The following is a 14,903-nucleotide window of genomic DNA, read 5'->3' on the forward strand; positions in this document are numbered from 1 at the left end:
GGCTGGACCCAGCACGAGGTCGACGCCGCGAAGACGCGGTCGCCCTGTGCCTCGCCCGTGCCCGATGCCGTGGCGAAGGGCGGGCCCGTGATCGGGATCAACCGGGACGGGATACGGACCGGGGCCATGCCCGCCCGGACTGTCGCGCTCACCTTCGACGGTGGGCCGGACCCCGTGTGGACCCCGCGGCTGCTGGATCTGCTCCGCAGGAACAACGCGCGGGCCACCTTCTTCGTGCACGGGGCACAGGCCGCCCGGCACCCCGAACTCGTGCGGCGGATCCGGGCCGAGGGGCATGAGATCGGGTCCAACACATACACCGGGGCCGTGCTGGGGGAGTCGTCCGCGCCGCGTTTCGAGGCCGAGCTCGAACTGACCCAGAGTGCTCTGGCCGGGACCACCGGGCAGCGGACCAATCTGCTGCGGATGCCGCGGACGACGACCCCCGAGACACTGTGCGGTCGGGAGTGGGACGCGGCGCGGCGGGCCACCGGGTACGGGTACGTGCTCGTCGCCGCCGACAAGGGGGCGCGGAAGCCGGCGCAGGGGATCGTCCGGCAGCTGAGCCAGACGGAGAGCGCCTACGCGGAGGCGCGCAGGTTGCTGAAGAACCGGACCGTCGACCGGTTCACCACCGTGTCCGACGGGCTCGGGCTGGTTCCCTACAAGTCCGCCTCCTTCGTGGAGCGGTGGTCGGGGGAGGCGCTGATCTGGACCACGCGGATCGGGCAGGTCTTCTCCACCGCCATGATCTGGATCCTCGGTGTCGCCGGTGGTCTCGGCATACTGCGGCTGTTGCTGCTCGCCCTGTTCGCGCGGGCGCATGTGCGCCGGCTGGAGCGGTTCCGGACCGGGGCGCCCTGGATGCGCGAGGCGTCCGGGCCGGTGACCGTGCTCGTCCCGGCGTACAACGAGGAGGCCGGGATCGGGTCGACCCTGCGGTCGCTCCTCGACTCCAGCCATCGGGAGGTGCAGATCGTCGTGATCGACGACGGGTCGAGCGACCGGACCGCCGACATCGCCGAGAACATGGGCGACCCGAGGGTGGAGGTGGTGCGGCAGGCCAACTCCGGCAAGGCCGCCGCCCTCAACACCGGGCTCGCCCACGCCCGGTACGACATCGTCGTGATGGTCGACGCCGACACCGTCTTCGAGCCCGACGCCATCGAGCGGATCGTCCAGCCGCTCGCGCATCCCGCCGTGGGGGCCGTCAGCGGCAACACCAAGGTCGGCAACCGCCGCACCCTGCTGGGCCGATGGCAGCACCTCGAGTACGTCTTCGGCTTCAACCTCGACCGGCGCATGTTCGAGGTGCTGGAGTGCATGCCGACCGTGCCGGGCGCGATCGGGGCGTTCCGCCGGGACGCGGTGATCGGCGTCGGCGGGGTCAGCGAGGACACCCTCGCCGAGGACACCGACCTGACGATGGCCCTGTGGCGGGCCGGGTGGCGGGTGCTGTACGAGGAGTCCGCCGTCGCCTGGACCGAAGTGCCCACCAGTGTCAGGCAGTTGTGGCGGCAGCGGTACCGGTGGTGCTACGGCACCCTCCAGGCGATGTGGAAGCACCGCGGGGCGCTCTTCGGCAGGGGCACCGCCGGGCGGTTCGGGCGGCGCGGACTGACCTATCTCGCGCTCTTCCAGGTCGCCCTGCCGCTGCTCGCGCCCGTCATCGACGTCTACGCCCTGTACGGCGTGCTGTTCCGCGACCCGGTGGAGTCGGCCGCGGTGTGGTTCGCCTTCTTCGGCGTGCAGGTCGTCTGCTCCGGCTACGCGCTCAGACTGGACGGGGAGCCGGTGCGGGCGCTGTGGTCGATGCCGTTCCAGATCGTCGTCTACCGGCAGTTGATGTATCTCGTCGTCATCCAGTCGCTGGTCGCGCTGCTGGTCGGGAGCAGGCTCAGGTGGCAGCGGATGCAGCGCTCGGGCACGGCCGCTGAACAGATCGGTGGGCCCGTCCCGTATAAGAGCGTGCCGATGCCCTGACACCCACAGCACCTTCGAGGGGCCGATGAGCGACTGGACCGACCATCCGGGAGACCACCGGGCGGGGCGGGACCCGAGAAGGGTCCCGCCCTCGTCCCCGATGGTGCCCCCGCCGTCGACCCGTACCGCCCCCCTGCCCGGCATGTCCTCGTCGGCCGCGCCCGGCCGCTACGACATCGGCGTCCAGGAACCCGGCCGAAGAGACGACAGCGAAAACCCAGGCGGCAGGAATCCCGGCGGCAGGAATCCCGGCGGCAGAAACCCCGGCGGCAGGAACCCGGGTGGCAGGAACCCGGGCGGCGGAAGCCGCGGCAGCAGGACCCCGCGGCGCCGGGCCGGACGCAGCCGCCGCTTCGTGCGTACGGCGGCCGTCCTGTCGACCGTCCTGGTGCTCGCCGGCGCCGGTACGTACGTCTGGGCCGACACCCGGCTCAACCAGCAGGTCGACCTCGGCACGCTCAGCAGCCGGGTGCCGCCCGGCGAGGGCACCAACTACCTGGTCGTGGGCTCCGACAGCCGCGACGGCCTGTCGGAGAAGGACAAGAAGGACCTCAACACCGGCTCGACCGACGGCCGCCGTACCGACTCGGTGATCCTGCTGCACACCGGGGCGAACGGCACCACCATGCTCAGCCTGCCGCGCGACTCCTGGGTGACCCTCCCGCCCTACGTCGACCCCGACACCGGCAGGAGCTACCGGGCCACACCGAACAAACTGAACGCCGCGTTCTCGCTGGGCGGCCCCGACCTGCTCGTCCAGACCGTGGAACGCAACACCGGCGTGCACATCGACCACTACGCGGAGATCGGCTTCGCCGGCTTCGTGGGGGTGGTGGACGCGGTCGGCGGCGTGGACATGTGCCTGGACAAGGCCGTACGGGACAAGGACTCCGGCGCCGATCTGCAGGCCGGCTGCCAGACCCTGGACGGCTCCGAGGCGCTGGCCTTCGTACGGCAGCGCAAGCAGGAGGCCCAGGGTGACCTGGGGCGCACCCGCAACCAGCAGAAGTTCCTCGCCGCCCTGGCCGCCAAGGCGGCCACCCCGTCCACCCTCGCCGACCCGTCCAAGTCCTTCCCGACCCTGAGCGCCGGCCTCGACACGCTCATCGTGGACGAGGGCACGGAACTGCCCGACCTCATGAAGCTGTTCGAGGCCATGAAGAAGGCCACGGCCGGCGGAGGCAGCCAGCTCAACGTGCCCGTGGCCGACCCGGACCTGCGGACCTCCAAGGGCAGCGCGGTGAAGTGGGACGACCGGCGGGCCCGCGCCCTGTTCACGGCGATACGGGAGGACCGGCCGCCCGGCACCTGAGACAGGGCGGCTAGACGAAGGGCGTGCCCGGCTCCAGTCCCGCCAGCACCCTGCCGTACAGCTCCAGGTTGGTCGCCGGATGGACGAACGCGTGCAGGTTCAGCGCCCGCAGATCGCGCACGGTCCGCTGGATCGGCACCTCCTCGTGGAGGGAGGAGGCGCCCGAGGCCGAGCCGAGCAGGTCGGCGGCCTCCAGACAGAGCCGCGCCACATAGCCGCTGCGCGCCCGGACTCCGGCCCGCTCCTCGGTCGTGTACGGCTCCCCGCTCGCCGCCCGCTCCTCGAGCAGCGTGAGGATCTCGTCGGTCAGATGCTCGGCGCAGGAGATCTTCAACGCCGCCTCGGCCGTCTGCAGATGCGTGACGGGCGCCTCGTTCTGCCGCTCGTAGAAGGTGTACGTGATGCCCCGCCGGTGGATCCGCTCGCGGAACTCCGCCAGAGCCGAGCGGGCGAGGCCGAGGGCGTTCGGGGTCGCCCAGGCGCAGAACATCAGCAGCACCGGCACCCGGTAGAACGGGTCGTCGGCGTTGGCCTTCGACGCGAACTCGCCGCCCAGCAGCGGGGCGACCGGCAGCACGCGGTGAGCCGGTACGACGACATCGCGCGCCACAACACTGTTGCTGCCGCTGCCCGCGAGACCCGACACCCGCCAGTCGTCGAGGATCTCCAGCTCGGCCACGGGCACGGCGGTCCACACCGACTCGGGCCGGCCCTCGACCCGGGCGGTCAGCAGATGCCAGTCGGCGTCCCGGCAGCCGGTGGCGAAGGGCGAGGTCCCGTTGACCACATAGCCGCCGTCGCCCGTCGGGACCGCGATCGCGCTCGGGATCAGGCTGCCGCCGACGCGTACGTCGGGGCTGGTGAAGATCTCGTCCTGCGCCTCGTCCGGGAAGAGCGCGGCGACGTACGCGCATCCGGCCTGGATCAGCGTCATGAAACCGGCCGAACCGCACGCGGCGGACAGCTCCGCCAGCGCGTCGACCTGGGTCCGCAGGCTGCTCTGGTAACCGCCGTATCGCCGGGGCACGTTCATCCGCTGGATCCCGGTCCCGGTCAGTGCCTCCACGACCTCCCGCGTCACCCGCCGCTCCCGCTCGGTCCGCAGGGCGTGCTCGCGGACGAGGGGCCCGAGCTCGCGGACGCGCTCGACCAGGCCGGTGTCGGTGGGAGGTGCAGGCAGAACGGTGTCTCGCGTGCCCGAAGTCATGGCTGCACCGTGACCTGCCCCGGGCCCGGTGTCAACGGGCCCTGATCCTCCGGGAGTTGATCCCGGCCAGCGGCGCCGTCAGCGAGCCGTATCCCGTCGCGGCCCACACGCTCCGCTCGGCCGGCAGCTCGAAGTAGGGGACGGTACGGCCGTCCTCGTCCGTGTCCGTGAGCACCTCCGGGGCGCGGCGGTCCCGCAGGGCGTCCGCGCACTCCTGGCACACCGCCACGTCCAGCCGGTCCCGGCGGCCGAGCGGACGCCAGCCGGTGCGGAGGGCGGCGCGGCCGTGCAGGGGGTGGAAGAAGCAGCGGGGGAGGGCCGCGTCCGTGCCGGTCAGGGCGTCCTGGCCCTCTTGGACCAGGGCCAGGACGCCCGCCAGGTCCGGCAGGCCCCTGGCCTCGTCGAGGACCGTGCCGGCGGCGGCGTACGCGTCGAGGGCGTGCTGGAGACCCGGCGTCGTGGCGAGGTCGGCGGCCTGGGTGGCCTCGCCGAGCACCAGGACCTCCGCCTCCGCCCGGCGCCGCAGCTCCGCCTCGTCGGCCGCGCGGGCCGTCGCGAACACCAGCTGCGGCACGGCCGGGGCCGGCTTGCGGGTACGGATCCCGCCCCGGGCCGCGAGGGCGGCCAGGGCCAGGGCCGGTACGCCGACGAGGAGCCACCAGGCGGAGCCGCCCGAGTACGACGCGGCCGAGGTCGCCGCCGAGTCGCCCGGGTCGTCCGGCGTCGCGGAGGGCGCTGCCGAGCCGTCCAGGTCCTTGATCGCCTCCTCGTACCGCTGCGTGCCCTTCCCCTCCGCCACCAGCTCCACGGCCTTGCCGGTCAGGTCGGCGAGTCCCGCGTCCCGCGTCTCGTCCAGGAAGCCGGCGGCGGCCACGGCGTCCCGGGTCTGATGGGTGTCGGCGGGCCACTCGTAGCCGTTCAGGGAGTCCGCGAAGTCACCGTCCGTCGTGATGAGGACGAGCTCGCGCCGGTCCGGGAGCCGGTCGCGGACCGTCCCGGCCAGGACGCCGGAGTCGCCGTCGAAGGCGTCGCCCCTGGTGAGGGGCGTGAGCACGACCTTGATCGGCAGACCCGTTCGACGGATCTGCTGCGCCAACTGCCGCTGCCGGGACGGCGGTACGGCATCGGCGTACGCCTCGTCGACGTAGACGGGAGAGGTGCGCAACGCGTCCGCGATGCGCTGCCCGGCGCTCTGGCCGGCGCTCTGGCCGGCGCTCTGGCCGTCGCCGTCCGCCGCCCGGGCGGAGGGGCTCGCCGTGGTGGTCAGCGCCGCCAGCAGCAGCGCCGTGAGGACGGTGATCACGCGCTTGACGTCAGTGGACACCTGCGGTCTCCCTCACCTTGTCGATGAGCCGGGCGATTCCGTGGGGTACGGCGGTCAGCGGGCCGTCGGTCGCGTCGTAGTAGGGCATGCGGCTGTTGCCGAGGGAGGGGTCGGGCAGCTTCAGCAACCTGCCCGGGATGCCGCCCGGTTCGGCGACGGCCGTGTCACGGCAGGGCTCGCAGACCGGGAGCAGCCGTCTGCTGTTGCCCTGCGCCGATACGCGGACGTGGTGGCGGCTCACGGCGGGCCCGTGCAGGGGGTTGATGCCGCAGCACAGGTCGTGGCGCAGGTCGTCTGCGTCGTCTGTGTCGTCGGCGAGCGCGGCACGGCCCGCCCGCGCGAGCACGATGACGGCGACCAGGGTCGCGGGATCCGTGCCCGCCGCCCGGGCGCGGTCGGGGTCGCCGTCGACCAGGAGCATCGCCGCGTCGAGGTGGTCCCAGGCGCGGGTGCGGTCGTCCGGATCGGTGAACTGGCTGGTGAGTGTGGTGAGTTCGGTGTACGCGGTGCGCCGGAGGTAGGAGGCCGACGGCTCGGTGGGGGCCGTGAAGGGCAGGAGGTCAGTGGGCTCGGGCGCGGGATCGCGGCGTCGCAGCAGACGGCCGGCGCTCCACATCACGCCCGCCACGACACCGGACAGCAGGAGTGCCGCGAAGGCGCCCACGAACAGGCCGGGCCAGAAGTCGGTGGCGAACAGCGGCGGAAGGGTGTGCTCGTCGGCCTCCGGGGCGGCGGCCGGCGTGGATTCGAAGTCTGGACGGTCCGTGCGCGGGGCCTTGTCGAGGAAGGTCATGAGCGTGTCGAGGCGCTCGCCGAGGAGGTGGTCGTCGGCCTCGTCCGCCTTGCTGTCGCCGAGCGTGACCGCGTCCGGCAGGTCGAAGGACAGGCTGTCGGCGTCGATGCGCAGGCCGTAGTTGTAGACGTCGATCGTGCCGTCGTCCGGGTCGGCCACGACGTACAGCCCGTCCTGGCGCGCCTTGGCGTGCACGGCGGCGGCAAACAGCCACGAGTCACCGGCCGACTCGCTCGCGGGCGTCTGCGGCACGAGGGAGACGTAGACCGGTCCGCCGCCGTCGGAACGCCGGAAGTCGCGGATCCGGTCGTGCAGCCGGTCCAGTTGGCGGGAGTCGAGGACCCTCGGGCTCTCCGGGTCGGCGTAGACGGGGTCCTTCTCCAGGCCCGCCGCGACGCGTTCGACACGGGCGGACAGTTCGGCGGGGGTGGGTGGCCGGGCCGCGCTCGACCTGGTCTGGTCGAAGACGACGGGAGCGGCGAGGGCGATCGTCGCGGCGGTGAGGGCGGCCGCGCCGGGCACGACCCACCGAGGGACGCGCCGCTCGGCTCCGGAACGCCGGCGGTGGCGCCGCGCGTACCAGGCTGTCAGCACGATCATCAGCGGTACGCCGGTCAGCAGGATGCCCGTGAGGAAGGACTGGTTGTTGCGGTCGGAGGGGCCGATGTACATGTCGGCGGGCTCGTCGTCCTGGTACGTCTCGCGAGCCGCTTCGGCACGGGCGCCGGCCTTGTCGCCGCCCAGGGCGATGACATCGGCGAACCGCTCGAAGCTACGCAACGGGCCCGCGTCGTAGGGGAGTTCGTACCGTGTGACAGTGATGGCGGCATCGGCGGGCACGCGGACGCCGTAGGCCGTGGCCTCCGCGAGGTCCGCCCCCTCGAACAGGACGTACAGCCCGTCGCGTCCGAGCCGGTCGTGCACCGCGCCGAGCAGCTGCTTGCCGTCCGTGCTGGTCTGCATGGGCAGGACCAGGACGTACGTCGGCACGCCGGTCTTCTTCGCGAGCCTGGCGAAGCCGGGGGCGGTGGACCGCGGGACCTCGCGGGGGAGTTGGTCGGTGACGTGGACCGGGTTCTCGCGGAGGCGGTCGGCGAGGTAGGCGGCCTGGGTGACCGGGGTGGTGGCGTCCGCTGCCCGGGCCGGGGTGGCGGTTGCGAAGAAAGCCGATACGGCGCACAGCGCGAGCAGCAGCCGGAGGAGACGGAGCCGGCCTCTGCTCCACGCCGGCATATGCGCTGCGTATGCCCTGTTTGTCGCGACTGCTCTCACCGGTATGCCCCCCGCGTTCCGATCGCTGTCCGCCCGGCACTCTACTCGGGGCTTCGCTAGTGCTACAGGTCGCCGGTTCCCCGGCGGGGCGATCGGGATGGGTGAATACCCGTCGGTGGAAGGATGGGGGGTGTGCCGGGGCTTGGCGCGGAGGGAAGTGAGGTCCGGGATGTGGCGCGACTCGCTCGAAGACCTGGAGACGGGCCCTTGGCGCCCTCCCGCGTCCCCCGCCGCTCTCCACACCATCGAGACGGCTCTGGGCCGGCCCCTGCCACCCACCCTGCGCTCTCTCCTCCTGGAGACCGACGGGATCGAGGGCCCCTACGGCGAGGACGTCGTCTGGCCCGCCGAGCGCATCCTGAACGACAACGTCGCCTTCCGCACCAGCCCCGAACTCCGTTCTCTCTACCGGCCCTTCGACCCGCTGCTGTTCTTCGGCGACAACGGCGGGGGAGACCAGTTCGCCCTTGTACGGGCCCCCGAGGGCGACGGCGTGCACGTCTGGGACCACGAGACGGACGAACGCAGCCTCGTGGCAGCCGACCTGGCCACCTATCTGCGCGAGGCGCTGGGCAGCGGCGGAGAGGACTGGTACCGGTAGCGGGCTCCGGCGCTTCAGCCCAGCTTCGCGTTCTGCGCCTTCACCACCGCCGCCGGGAGCTTCGCGTCGCCCGGCCTCTCCTGGACCATGGCCATGCCGTCGACGGAGAAGTAGACGGCGAGGACGTCACCCTTGCGGACGGCCTGGGCGTGCATGGTGTGGGTGATCCCCTTGAGGGGCGTCGTGGAGCGGAAGGCCAGTGACTCGTCACCACCCTCGGCCACCGGCTTCTCGGTGGTGACGGAGTCGTACGGGGCCGTGCCCTTCGCCTTCGCCGTGAAGCCACCGCCGCACGAGTCGACGCCCTTGGCCAGCCCGGCGAAGGCGGACTCGGCCTTGCCGGGCGCGTACGTCGTGAGCGTGATGTACGTGAACTCGCTCCCCTCCAGGACAGAGTGGGTCAGGTCGCCCTGAGACTCGCCGAGGGGAAGCTGGTTCATCGCGTAGACCAGCGGGGCGCAGGCCGGCTTGTCGACCGTGACGTCGTCCGGGGACTGGGCGAAGGCGTACTCGTTGTCCTCCCTGGAGGCGGGCTTCACGGCGAGCCCCGGCACATCCGCCTTCGTGATCATGAGCTTCGCCAGCCGCTCGGCCGGAGTCACCTGCTTCGCCCGGGACGCGATGGGCCTGGGCCCACCGGTCGCCGAATCCGATTCGGCGTCCCCGCCGCACGCCGTGAGCGTGGCGAGGGAGAGCAGGGACAGGGTGGAGGCGGCGAGCGCGGCCCGCTTCATGGAGGACTCCTCGTGGGGGACAGGCCGACGATCATGGCACGGCGAAATCCCGGCTCACGTGAGTGAATCGTGTGGGCCTCATGGCAGAGGCGTGACGAAAGGGCCGGTGGCCGTATGTCCGTCGGTCCGGGGTGGATTCGCTGCCGCACAGGGAACGGCCTGTCGGCGGGCCGCCGTCAACGGGTTTGCCCAGGCCGGAAGTTGCAGATGGATAACGGTGCGCGCCGTGAGGTTCAGGACGCAGGACGCGCCTTGAGGGGCTTATGTGCGGCTGATACGGTGCGATGGCTTGACACTCACCCCCAGTGCTGGCTATTCGCCCAGGTCGGGCGGGTACGTCCGGCCCGTCCCGCAGTTTCCGTGCGGGGCAGGCGCGGGTGAAGTGTCCAATTTTGAAGGCAAATTGACAGACATCATCTTGGGTGTACGGGGAGCGGTTGCGTGAAGATCCAAGAGCGTACGGGGGCGGGCGCGGGCCGTTCCGCCTCTCCGGCTCAGCCGTCGGTCGGCGACCGCCTTCCCGCACCACCTCGCGAGCGCAAACCGGCACTGGCCGCGCTCGCGGTGCTGCTCATCCTGGTGGGTGCGCTGGGCGCGACGATGCTGGTGCTGCAGGCCGGTGACCGGGTCGAGGTCGTCAAGGTGAAGAGCGACGTCCAGGCCGGGGAGTCCCTCAAGGACACTGACGTGACCTCCGTCATGGTCGCCAAGGACGAGAGCATCCACTACGTCGAGTGGTCGCAGCTGAAGACCATCCAGACCTACAAGGCCAAGTCCACGATCTACGCGGGGACTCTCGCGGTCGGTGAGATGTTCGCCAAGAAGGCCAGCCTCCCCGCGGGCAAGGCCTCCGTCGGCCTCGCTCTCAAGGAGGGCCAGTACCCCTCCGACATCAAGTCCGGTGACGTCGTCGCCGCCTACCGCGTCAGCACCAGCGGAACCCCCTCGAACAACACCGACGACAACACCGGCTCGAGCGGCACCTCGTCCTCCGGCGCCATCGTCGACAACGCGCGCGTGAACAATGTCGCCGAGGACGATGACGCGACCGTGAGCACCGGCAACCTCTCGCTCACCGTCCTCGTCGACGAGGCCGACGCGGCCGCGCTCGCCTCCGCGGCGGCCGCGAACCAGGTCGCCATCGTGCACGTCCCCGGCAACTAGAAGGCGGCACCCATTCCATGGCGCTCATCGCTCTCGCCGCCGACAAGGGTTCCCCCGGCGTCACCACCGCGGCCGTCGCTCTCTCGGCGGTCTGGCCGCGGCGTGTCCTGCTCGCCGAGGCGGACCCGGCGGGCGGTGACCTCGTCTACCGCAGTGCGGCCGCACACGGCGGACCGCTCAACCCCAACACCGGCATGCTGTCCATCGCCGCCACCGCGCGCCGCGGACTCGTGCCGGACCAGCTCTGGGACCACGTCCAGCCGTTGAGCGGCGGTCTCGAGGTGCTCGTCGGGCTCGGTATCGCCGAGCAGGCGGCCGGCCTCGCGGGACTGTGGCCGACCCTCGGGCACGCCTTCGCCTCCCTCGCCGACTCCCCGCACGCCGCCGCCGACGTCATCGCCGACTGCGGACGCGTCAGCGGGGACACCCCTGCCGTCGAACTGTTCCCGCACGCCGCGCTCGTGCTGCTCATCTCGCGCACCGAGCCGGAGGCCATCGCCCGGGTCCGCGACCGCGCCGCCGCCCTCGCCGGCAAGCTGCACGGCGGATCGCGCGGCGCCGCGAGCCTCGGCACCCCGATGATCGGCGTCGTCCTGATCGCCGACACGGGCACGGCGGGCAAGCTCGCCTCGCAGGTCAACGACATGCTCGTGCACGCCCAGACCGGTGCCCGCGTGGTCGGCACCATCGCCGACGACCCGGCCGGCGCCGACCAGCTGGCCGGCCGCAGGCGCGGCCGGCTCGACAAGTCGCTGCTGATCCGCTCGGCCCGCAAGGTCGCGGCCGACATCTACCAGCAGTACGGCGCCGCCTGGGCCGCCTCCGCCCAGGCGAACCAGGCCCACCAGTCCCAGCACAACCACCCGGGCCAGATGCAGGGCCACGCGGGGGCCGGCGCATGACCGCTGTCGACCACCAGTTGGTCAAGCGGTTCCGCCAGGACGCCGGCGACCGTATCGCCGAGCAGCGCCGACAGGACCAGGTCAGCAACGTCACTCCGATGTCCACGGAGGACGAGCGGCACTACGCGCGTGCCGTCATCGCCCAGATCCTGGAGGAGTACGCCCGCGCCGAGATCAACGCGGGCCGTACGCCGCTGGACGCCGAGACCGAGGAGCAGTACGCGTCCGCCGTGCACGCCGCGCTCTTCGGCGTCGGCCGGCTCCAGCCGCTGTTGGACAACCCCGACGTCGAGAACATCGACATCAACGGCTACGACCAGGTGTTCGTCGGCTACGCCGACGGCCGTGAGGTGACGGGCGACCCCGTCGCCGAGACCGACGAGGAGCTCATCGAGCTCATCCAGGTGCTGGGCGCGTACTCGGGTCTGTCCTCCCGCCCCTTCGACTCGGCCAACCCCCAGCTCGACCTCCGGCTCCCCGACGGTTCGCGTCTGTCGGCCGTCATGGACGTCACCCGGCGCCCCGCCCTGTCCATCCGCCGCGCGCGCATGGGCAAGGTGTTCATCTCCGACCTCGTCGGCAACGGCACGGTGACGCCCGAGGTCGCCCACTTCATGGCCTGCGCGGTCCGCGCCCGCAAGAACATCATGATCGCGGGCGCCACCAACGCCGGTAAGACGACGCTCCTTCGGGCCCTCGCCAACGAGATCCCCCCGAACGAGCGCCTCATCACCGTCGAGCGGGCCCTGGAGCTCGGCCTCGACACCTTCGCCGACCTGCACCCCAACGTCGTCGCCTTCGAGGAACGCCTGCCCAACTCCGAGGGCCAGGGCATGATCTCGATGGCGGAGCTGGTGCGACGCTCGCTGCGTATGAACCCCTCACGCGTCATCGTCGGTGAGGTCCTCGGCGACGAGATCGTCACGATGCTCAACGCGATGTCGCAGGGCAACGACGGTTCGCTGTCCACGATCCACGCCAACAGCTCCCACGAGGTCTTCAACCGTATTTCCACCTACGCGTTGCAGGCCTCCGAGCGGCTGCCCATCGAGGCCAGCCAGATGCTGATCGCGGGCGCGGTGAACTTCGTCGTCTTCATCCAGCGGCGCAACAACTACGGCAACGGCGGCCGCCTCCAGCGCATGGTCACCTCCGTCCGCGAGGTCAACGGCGTCGACGGACGCGTCCTGTCCAGCGAAGTGTTCGCGGAGGCTCCCGACGGCCGCGTCGTACCGCACGCCCCCATAGCCTGCGTGGAGGAACTGATGGCACACGGCTACCGGCCGACCGGGACCTGGGGGTGACGGGCGTGAACACGACTCTCGCGGCACTCGGCTCGCTCGGCTCCATGGGCGGACTGTTCTCCACCACCGTCCTGTACTCGATCGGCAGCGGCGTCGCCGTCGGCGGCGGCATCGCGCTCCTCCTCCTCGCCGTACGCGGCCTGCCCGTCAAGCCCGACCACGAGAAGCAGAAGGCGGCCGAGCGGGCGAGCGAGCTGATCCGCTTCGCCGGCCGGCGCGGCTCGCTCGCGGCCATCGTCGGCCTCGTCGTCCTCCTCCTCACCCGCTGGGCGGTCGCGGGCATCGCGGCCGGCGTCCTCGTCTTCTTCTGGGACCGCCTGTTCGGCGGCGCCGGCGAGGAACGGGCCGCCATGCGCCGCGTGGAGGCCCTCGCCTCCTGGACTGAGTCCCTGCGCGACACCATCGCCGGCGCGGTGGGCCTCGAACAGGCCATCCCGGCCTCCGCCCGCGCCGCGGCCCCGGTCCTGCGCCCCCACCTCGACGCCCTCGTCGACCGTCTGCGCGCCCGCACCCCGCTGCCCGAGGCGCTCCAGCAGCTCGCCGACGAGATCGACGACGCCTCCGCCGACATCATCGTCGCGGCCCTGATCCTCAACGCCCGCCTGCGCGGCCCCGGTCTGCGCCAGGTGCTCGGCGCCCTCGCCAAATCGGCCCGCGAGGAGGTCGACATGCGCCAGCGCGTGATGGCCCAGCGGTCGTCCACGCGGCGGTCGGTGCAGATCGTCGTAGCGGTCTCGATCTCCTTCGTCCTCGGCCTGTCGATCTTCAACCGTGAATTCGTGGAGCCGTATGGCACGCCCGCCGGCCAGCTCGTCCTGGCCTGTGTCTGCGGTCTGTTCGCGCTCGGCTTCTGGTGGCTGCGCAAGCTGTCCACCATCGAGACGCCCGAGCGCTTCCTGGTGCGGGACGAGGCAGCCGTCCAGTTCGTCCGTCCCAGGACGCCGTCGCAGCAGTCGCAGCAGTCCCAGCAACTGCCGCAGGAAGAGGGGGCACGCCGATGAACCTCACGATGCCGCTCGTCGTCGGCGCCGTCATCGGCCTGGGCATCTACGCCCTCGTCCGCGCCCTCATGCCCAGCAAGCGCAGCGCGATCTCACAGGTCGCGCGGATCGACGCGATGCGGGCGCGCGGCTCGGCGTACGAATCGGCGCGCCGCGAACGGGAGAAGGGCCGCCTCGGCGCGCTGCGGGCCGAAGTCGGCCTGCGGGTCTCCGAGTTCTACCTCCAGCAGGGCTGGGAGCAGCGCTCGCTGCGCGCGGACCTGGCGGTGCTGGAGCGCAGCTGGGAGAAGTTCCTGGCGACGAAGGTGCTGCTGGGTGTGGCGGGCCTGTTCTTCGGCCCGTTCCTGTTCGCCATCGTCTGGACCCTGGGCGTCGGCAAGAGCCCGATCATCCCGGTGTGGCTGGCGCTGCTGTTCGCGGTGGTCTTCTTCTTCCTGCCCGACCTCGAGGTACGGCGGGACGCCGCCGACAAGCGGCGTGACCTGCGGCGTGTGATCGGCGCGTACCTCGACCTGGTGTCGATGAGCCTGGCCGGCGGACGCGGTCTGCCGGAGGCCCTGATGGCGGCGGCGGAGGTGTCGGACGGCTGGGCCAACCAGCGCATCCGCAACGCCCTGTCCGACGCCCGCATCACCGGCCTCAGCCAGTGGCAGGCGCTCGGCCAGCTCGGCGAGGAGATCGGCGTCGAGGAGCTCAAGGATCTCTCCGCCTCCCTGGCCCTGGTCGCGGACGACGGAGCGAAGGTCCGCGAGTCCCTCGCCTCCCGCGCCGAGACCATGCGGCACCGCGAACTCGCCGAGATCGAGGGCAGCGCGGGTGAGAAGTCCCAGTCGATGCTCGTGGCGCAGCTGCTGCTGTGCGCCGGGTTCCTGGTGTTCCTGATCTTTCCGGCGGCGATGCGGGTGTTCCAGGTGCAGTGAGCCGTGCATGAGCCTTGCAGCGACCTTCACAACTCCAGAACCTCCGTGAACCGATTTCGAAAGGACAAGACGTCATGAACGGACGCAACTTCCACACCGGCATCCCGGCCGTGGACTTCCTGGTCACCTTCCTGCAGGCCCGCACCGAGCGGGCCCGCTCCGGCGAGCTGGACCGCGGTGCCTCCGCGGTCGAGTGGGTCATCATCTCCGCGGTCGTCGTGGCGATCGTCGGTGTCGTGGCCGCCATCATCAACGCCGCGCTGAGCGAGGGCGCCAACAAGGTCGGCGACTGCATCAAGGGCGCGGACGCGGGCAAGACCTGCTGATCGCCTGATCGTCGTAGAGACAGTCGCAGGGACAGACGTAGGGACGACGGGGTCACGGGG

Annotated in this window: 13 protein-coding genes; 9 read left to right on the plus strand and 4 right to left on the minus strand. The window is 71.6% G+C overall.

The window, feature by feature from the left end:
* Positions 1–57 precede the first annotated feature (57 nt).
* Positions 58–1,983 carry a glycosyltransferase gene (locus OHU35_RS25085; protein ID WP_405506954.1) on the plus strand — a complete coding sequence of 642 codons (1,926 nt, stop codon included), beginning with the start codon at positions 58–60 and terminating at the stop codon, positions 1,981–1,983.
* Between the two features lie 25 nt (positions 1,984–2,008).
* Entirely contained in the window at positions 2,009–3,295 is a 1,287-nt protein-coding gene (locus OHU35_RS25090; protein ID WP_405506955.1) for an LCP family protein, read from the plus strand.
* A gap of 10 nt (positions 3,296–3,305) precedes the next feature.
* Here the strand turns inward: OHU35_RS25090 and OHU35_RS25095 are convergent, their stop codons facing one another.
* From OHU35_RS25095 to OHU35_RS25105, 3 genes are read right to left on the minus strand one after another with little or no spacing between them, the layout of a single operon-like run.
* Positions 3,306–4,502: an acyl-CoA dehydrogenase family protein gene (locus OHU35_RS25095; protein ID WP_405506956.1), complete on the minus strand. Its 1,197-nt coding sequence runs from the start codon at positions 4,500–4,502 to the stop codon at positions 3,306–3,308.
* Between the two features lie 31 nt (positions 4,503–4,533).
* Positions 4,534–5,826 carry a hypothetical protein gene (locus OHU35_RS25100; RefSeq protein ID WP_405506957.1) on the minus strand — a complete coding sequence of 431 codons (1,293 nt, stop codon included), beginning with the start codon at positions 5,824–5,826 and terminating at the stop codon, positions 4,534–4,536.
* Positions 5,816–7,852: a hypothetical protein gene (locus tag OHU35_RS25105; protein ID WP_405506959.1), complete on the minus strand. Its 2,037-nt coding sequence runs from the start codon at positions 7,850–7,852 to the stop codon at positions 5,816–5,818. The genes OHU35_RS25100 and OHU35_RS25105 overlap by 11 nt, the downstream gene beginning before the upstream one ends.
* Positions 7,853–8,060: 208 nt before the next feature.
* Between OHU35_RS25105 and OHU35_RS25110 the strand changes: the two genes are divergently transcribed.
* A complete protein-coding gene (locus OHU35_RS25110; protein ID WP_405506961.1) occupies positions 8,061–8,492 on the plus strand; it encodes an SMI1/KNR4 family protein in 432 nt (143 codons plus the stop codon).
* A gap of 14 nt (positions 8,493–8,506) precedes the next feature.
* Here the strand turns inward: OHU35_RS25110 and OHU35_RS25115 are convergent, their stop codons facing one another.
* Complete coding sequence (locus OHU35_RS25115; RefSeq protein ID WP_405506963.1) at positions 8,507–9,226, minus strand: hypothetical protein; 720 nt, start codon at positions 9,224–9,226, stop codon at positions 8,507–8,509.
* 441 nt (positions 9,227–9,667) lie between these two features.
* On the opposite strand from OHU35_RS25115, the gene OHU35_RS25120 reads away from it, so the two are divergent.
* The 6 genes from OHU35_RS25120 to OHU35_RS25145 all read left to right on the plus strand — a co-directional run bounded on the left by OHU35_RS25120 (position 9,668) and on the right by OHU35_RS25145 (position 14,843).
* Positions 9,668–10,390 carry a hypothetical protein gene (locus OHU35_RS25120; protein ID WP_359887487.1) on the plus strand — a complete coding sequence of 241 codons (723 nt, stop codon included), beginning with the start codon at positions 9,668–9,670 and terminating at the stop codon, positions 10,388–10,390.
* Between the two features lie 17 nt (positions 10,391–10,407).
* Complete coding sequence (locus OHU35_RS25125; RefSeq protein ID WP_184591609.1) at positions 10,408–11,292, plus strand: hypothetical protein; 885 nt, start codon at positions 10,408–10,410, stop codon at positions 11,290–11,292.
* Entirely contained in the window at positions 11,289–12,596 is a 1,308-nt protein-coding gene (locus OHU35_RS25130; RefSeq protein ID WP_405506965.1) for a CpaF family protein, read from the plus strand. Before OHU35_RS25125 ends, OHU35_RS25130 begins: the two co-directional genes overlap by 4 nt.
* A gap of 44 nt (positions 12,597–12,640) precedes the next feature.
* Positions 12,641–13,597, plus strand: coding sequence for a type II secretion system F family protein (locus tag OHU35_RS25135; protein ID WP_359887798.1), 957 nt, complete (start codon positions 12,641–12,643; stop codon positions 13,595–13,597).
* Positions 13,594–14,517: a type II secretion system F family protein gene (locus OHU35_RS25140; protein WP_359887480.1), complete on the plus strand. Its 924-nt coding sequence runs from the start codon at positions 13,594–13,596 to the stop codon at positions 14,515–14,517. The genes OHU35_RS25135 and OHU35_RS25140 overlap by 4 nt, the downstream gene beginning before the upstream one ends.
* 74 nt (positions 14,518–14,591) lie before the next feature.
* Entirely contained in the window at positions 14,592–14,843 is a 252-nt protein-coding gene (locus OHU35_RS25145; protein WP_010041603.1) for a hypothetical protein, read from the plus strand.
* The last annotated feature ends 60 nt before the right edge of the window (positions 14,844–14,903 follow it).

The organism is Streptomyces purpurascens, assembly GCF_045040895.1.
GTDB classification, from domain to species: Bacteria; Actinomycetota; Actinomycetes; order Streptomycetales; family Streptomycetaceae; genus Streptomyces; species Streptomyces purpurascens.

What these genes read in the sequence shown, in the direction of transcription:
- OHU35_RS25090 (WP_405506955.1), top strand. Translation starts at nt 2,009, where the DNA reads ATGAGCGACTGGACCGACCATCCGGGAGACCACCGGGCGGGGCGGGAC.
- OHU35_RS25095 (WP_405506956.1), bottom strand. Translation starts at nt 4,502, where the DNA reads ATGACTTCGGGCACGCGAGACACCGTTCTGCCTGCACCTCCCACCGAC.
- OHU35_RS25135 (WP_359887798.1), top strand. Translation starts at nt 12,641, where the DNA reads ATGGGCGGACTGTTCTCCACCACCGTCCTGTACTCGATCGGCAGCGGC.
- OHU35_RS25105 (WP_405506959.1), bottom strand. Translation starts at nt 7,852, where the DNA reads ATGCCGGCGTGGAGCAGAGGCCGGCTCCGTCTCCTCCGGCTGCTGCTC.
- OHU35_RS25140 (WP_359887480.1), top strand. Translation starts at nt 13,594, where the DNA reads ATGAACCTCACGATGCCGCTCGTCGTCGGCGCCGTCATCGGCCTGGGC.
- OHU35_RS25125 (WP_184591609.1), top strand. Translation starts at nt 10,408, where the DNA reads ATGGCGCTCATCGCTCTCGCCGCCGACAAGGGTTCCCCCGGCGTCACC.
- OHU35_RS25115 (WP_405506963.1), bottom strand. Translation starts at nt 9,226, where the DNA reads ATGAAGCGGGCCGCGCTCGCCGCCTCCACCCTGTCCCTGCTCTCCCTC.
- OHU35_RS25145 (WP_010041603.1), top strand. Translation starts at nt 14,592, where the DNA reads ATGAACGGACGCAACTTCCACACCGGCATCCCGGCCGTGGACTTCCTG.
- OHU35_RS25130 (WP_405506965.1), top strand. Translation starts at nt 11,289, where the DNA reads ATGACCGCTGTCGACCACCAGTTGGTCAAGCGGTTCCGCCAGGACGCC.
- OHU35_RS25110 (WP_405506961.1), top strand. Translation starts at nt 8,061, where the DNA reads ATGTGGCGCGACTCGCTCGAAGACCTGGAGACGGGCCCTTGGCGCCCT.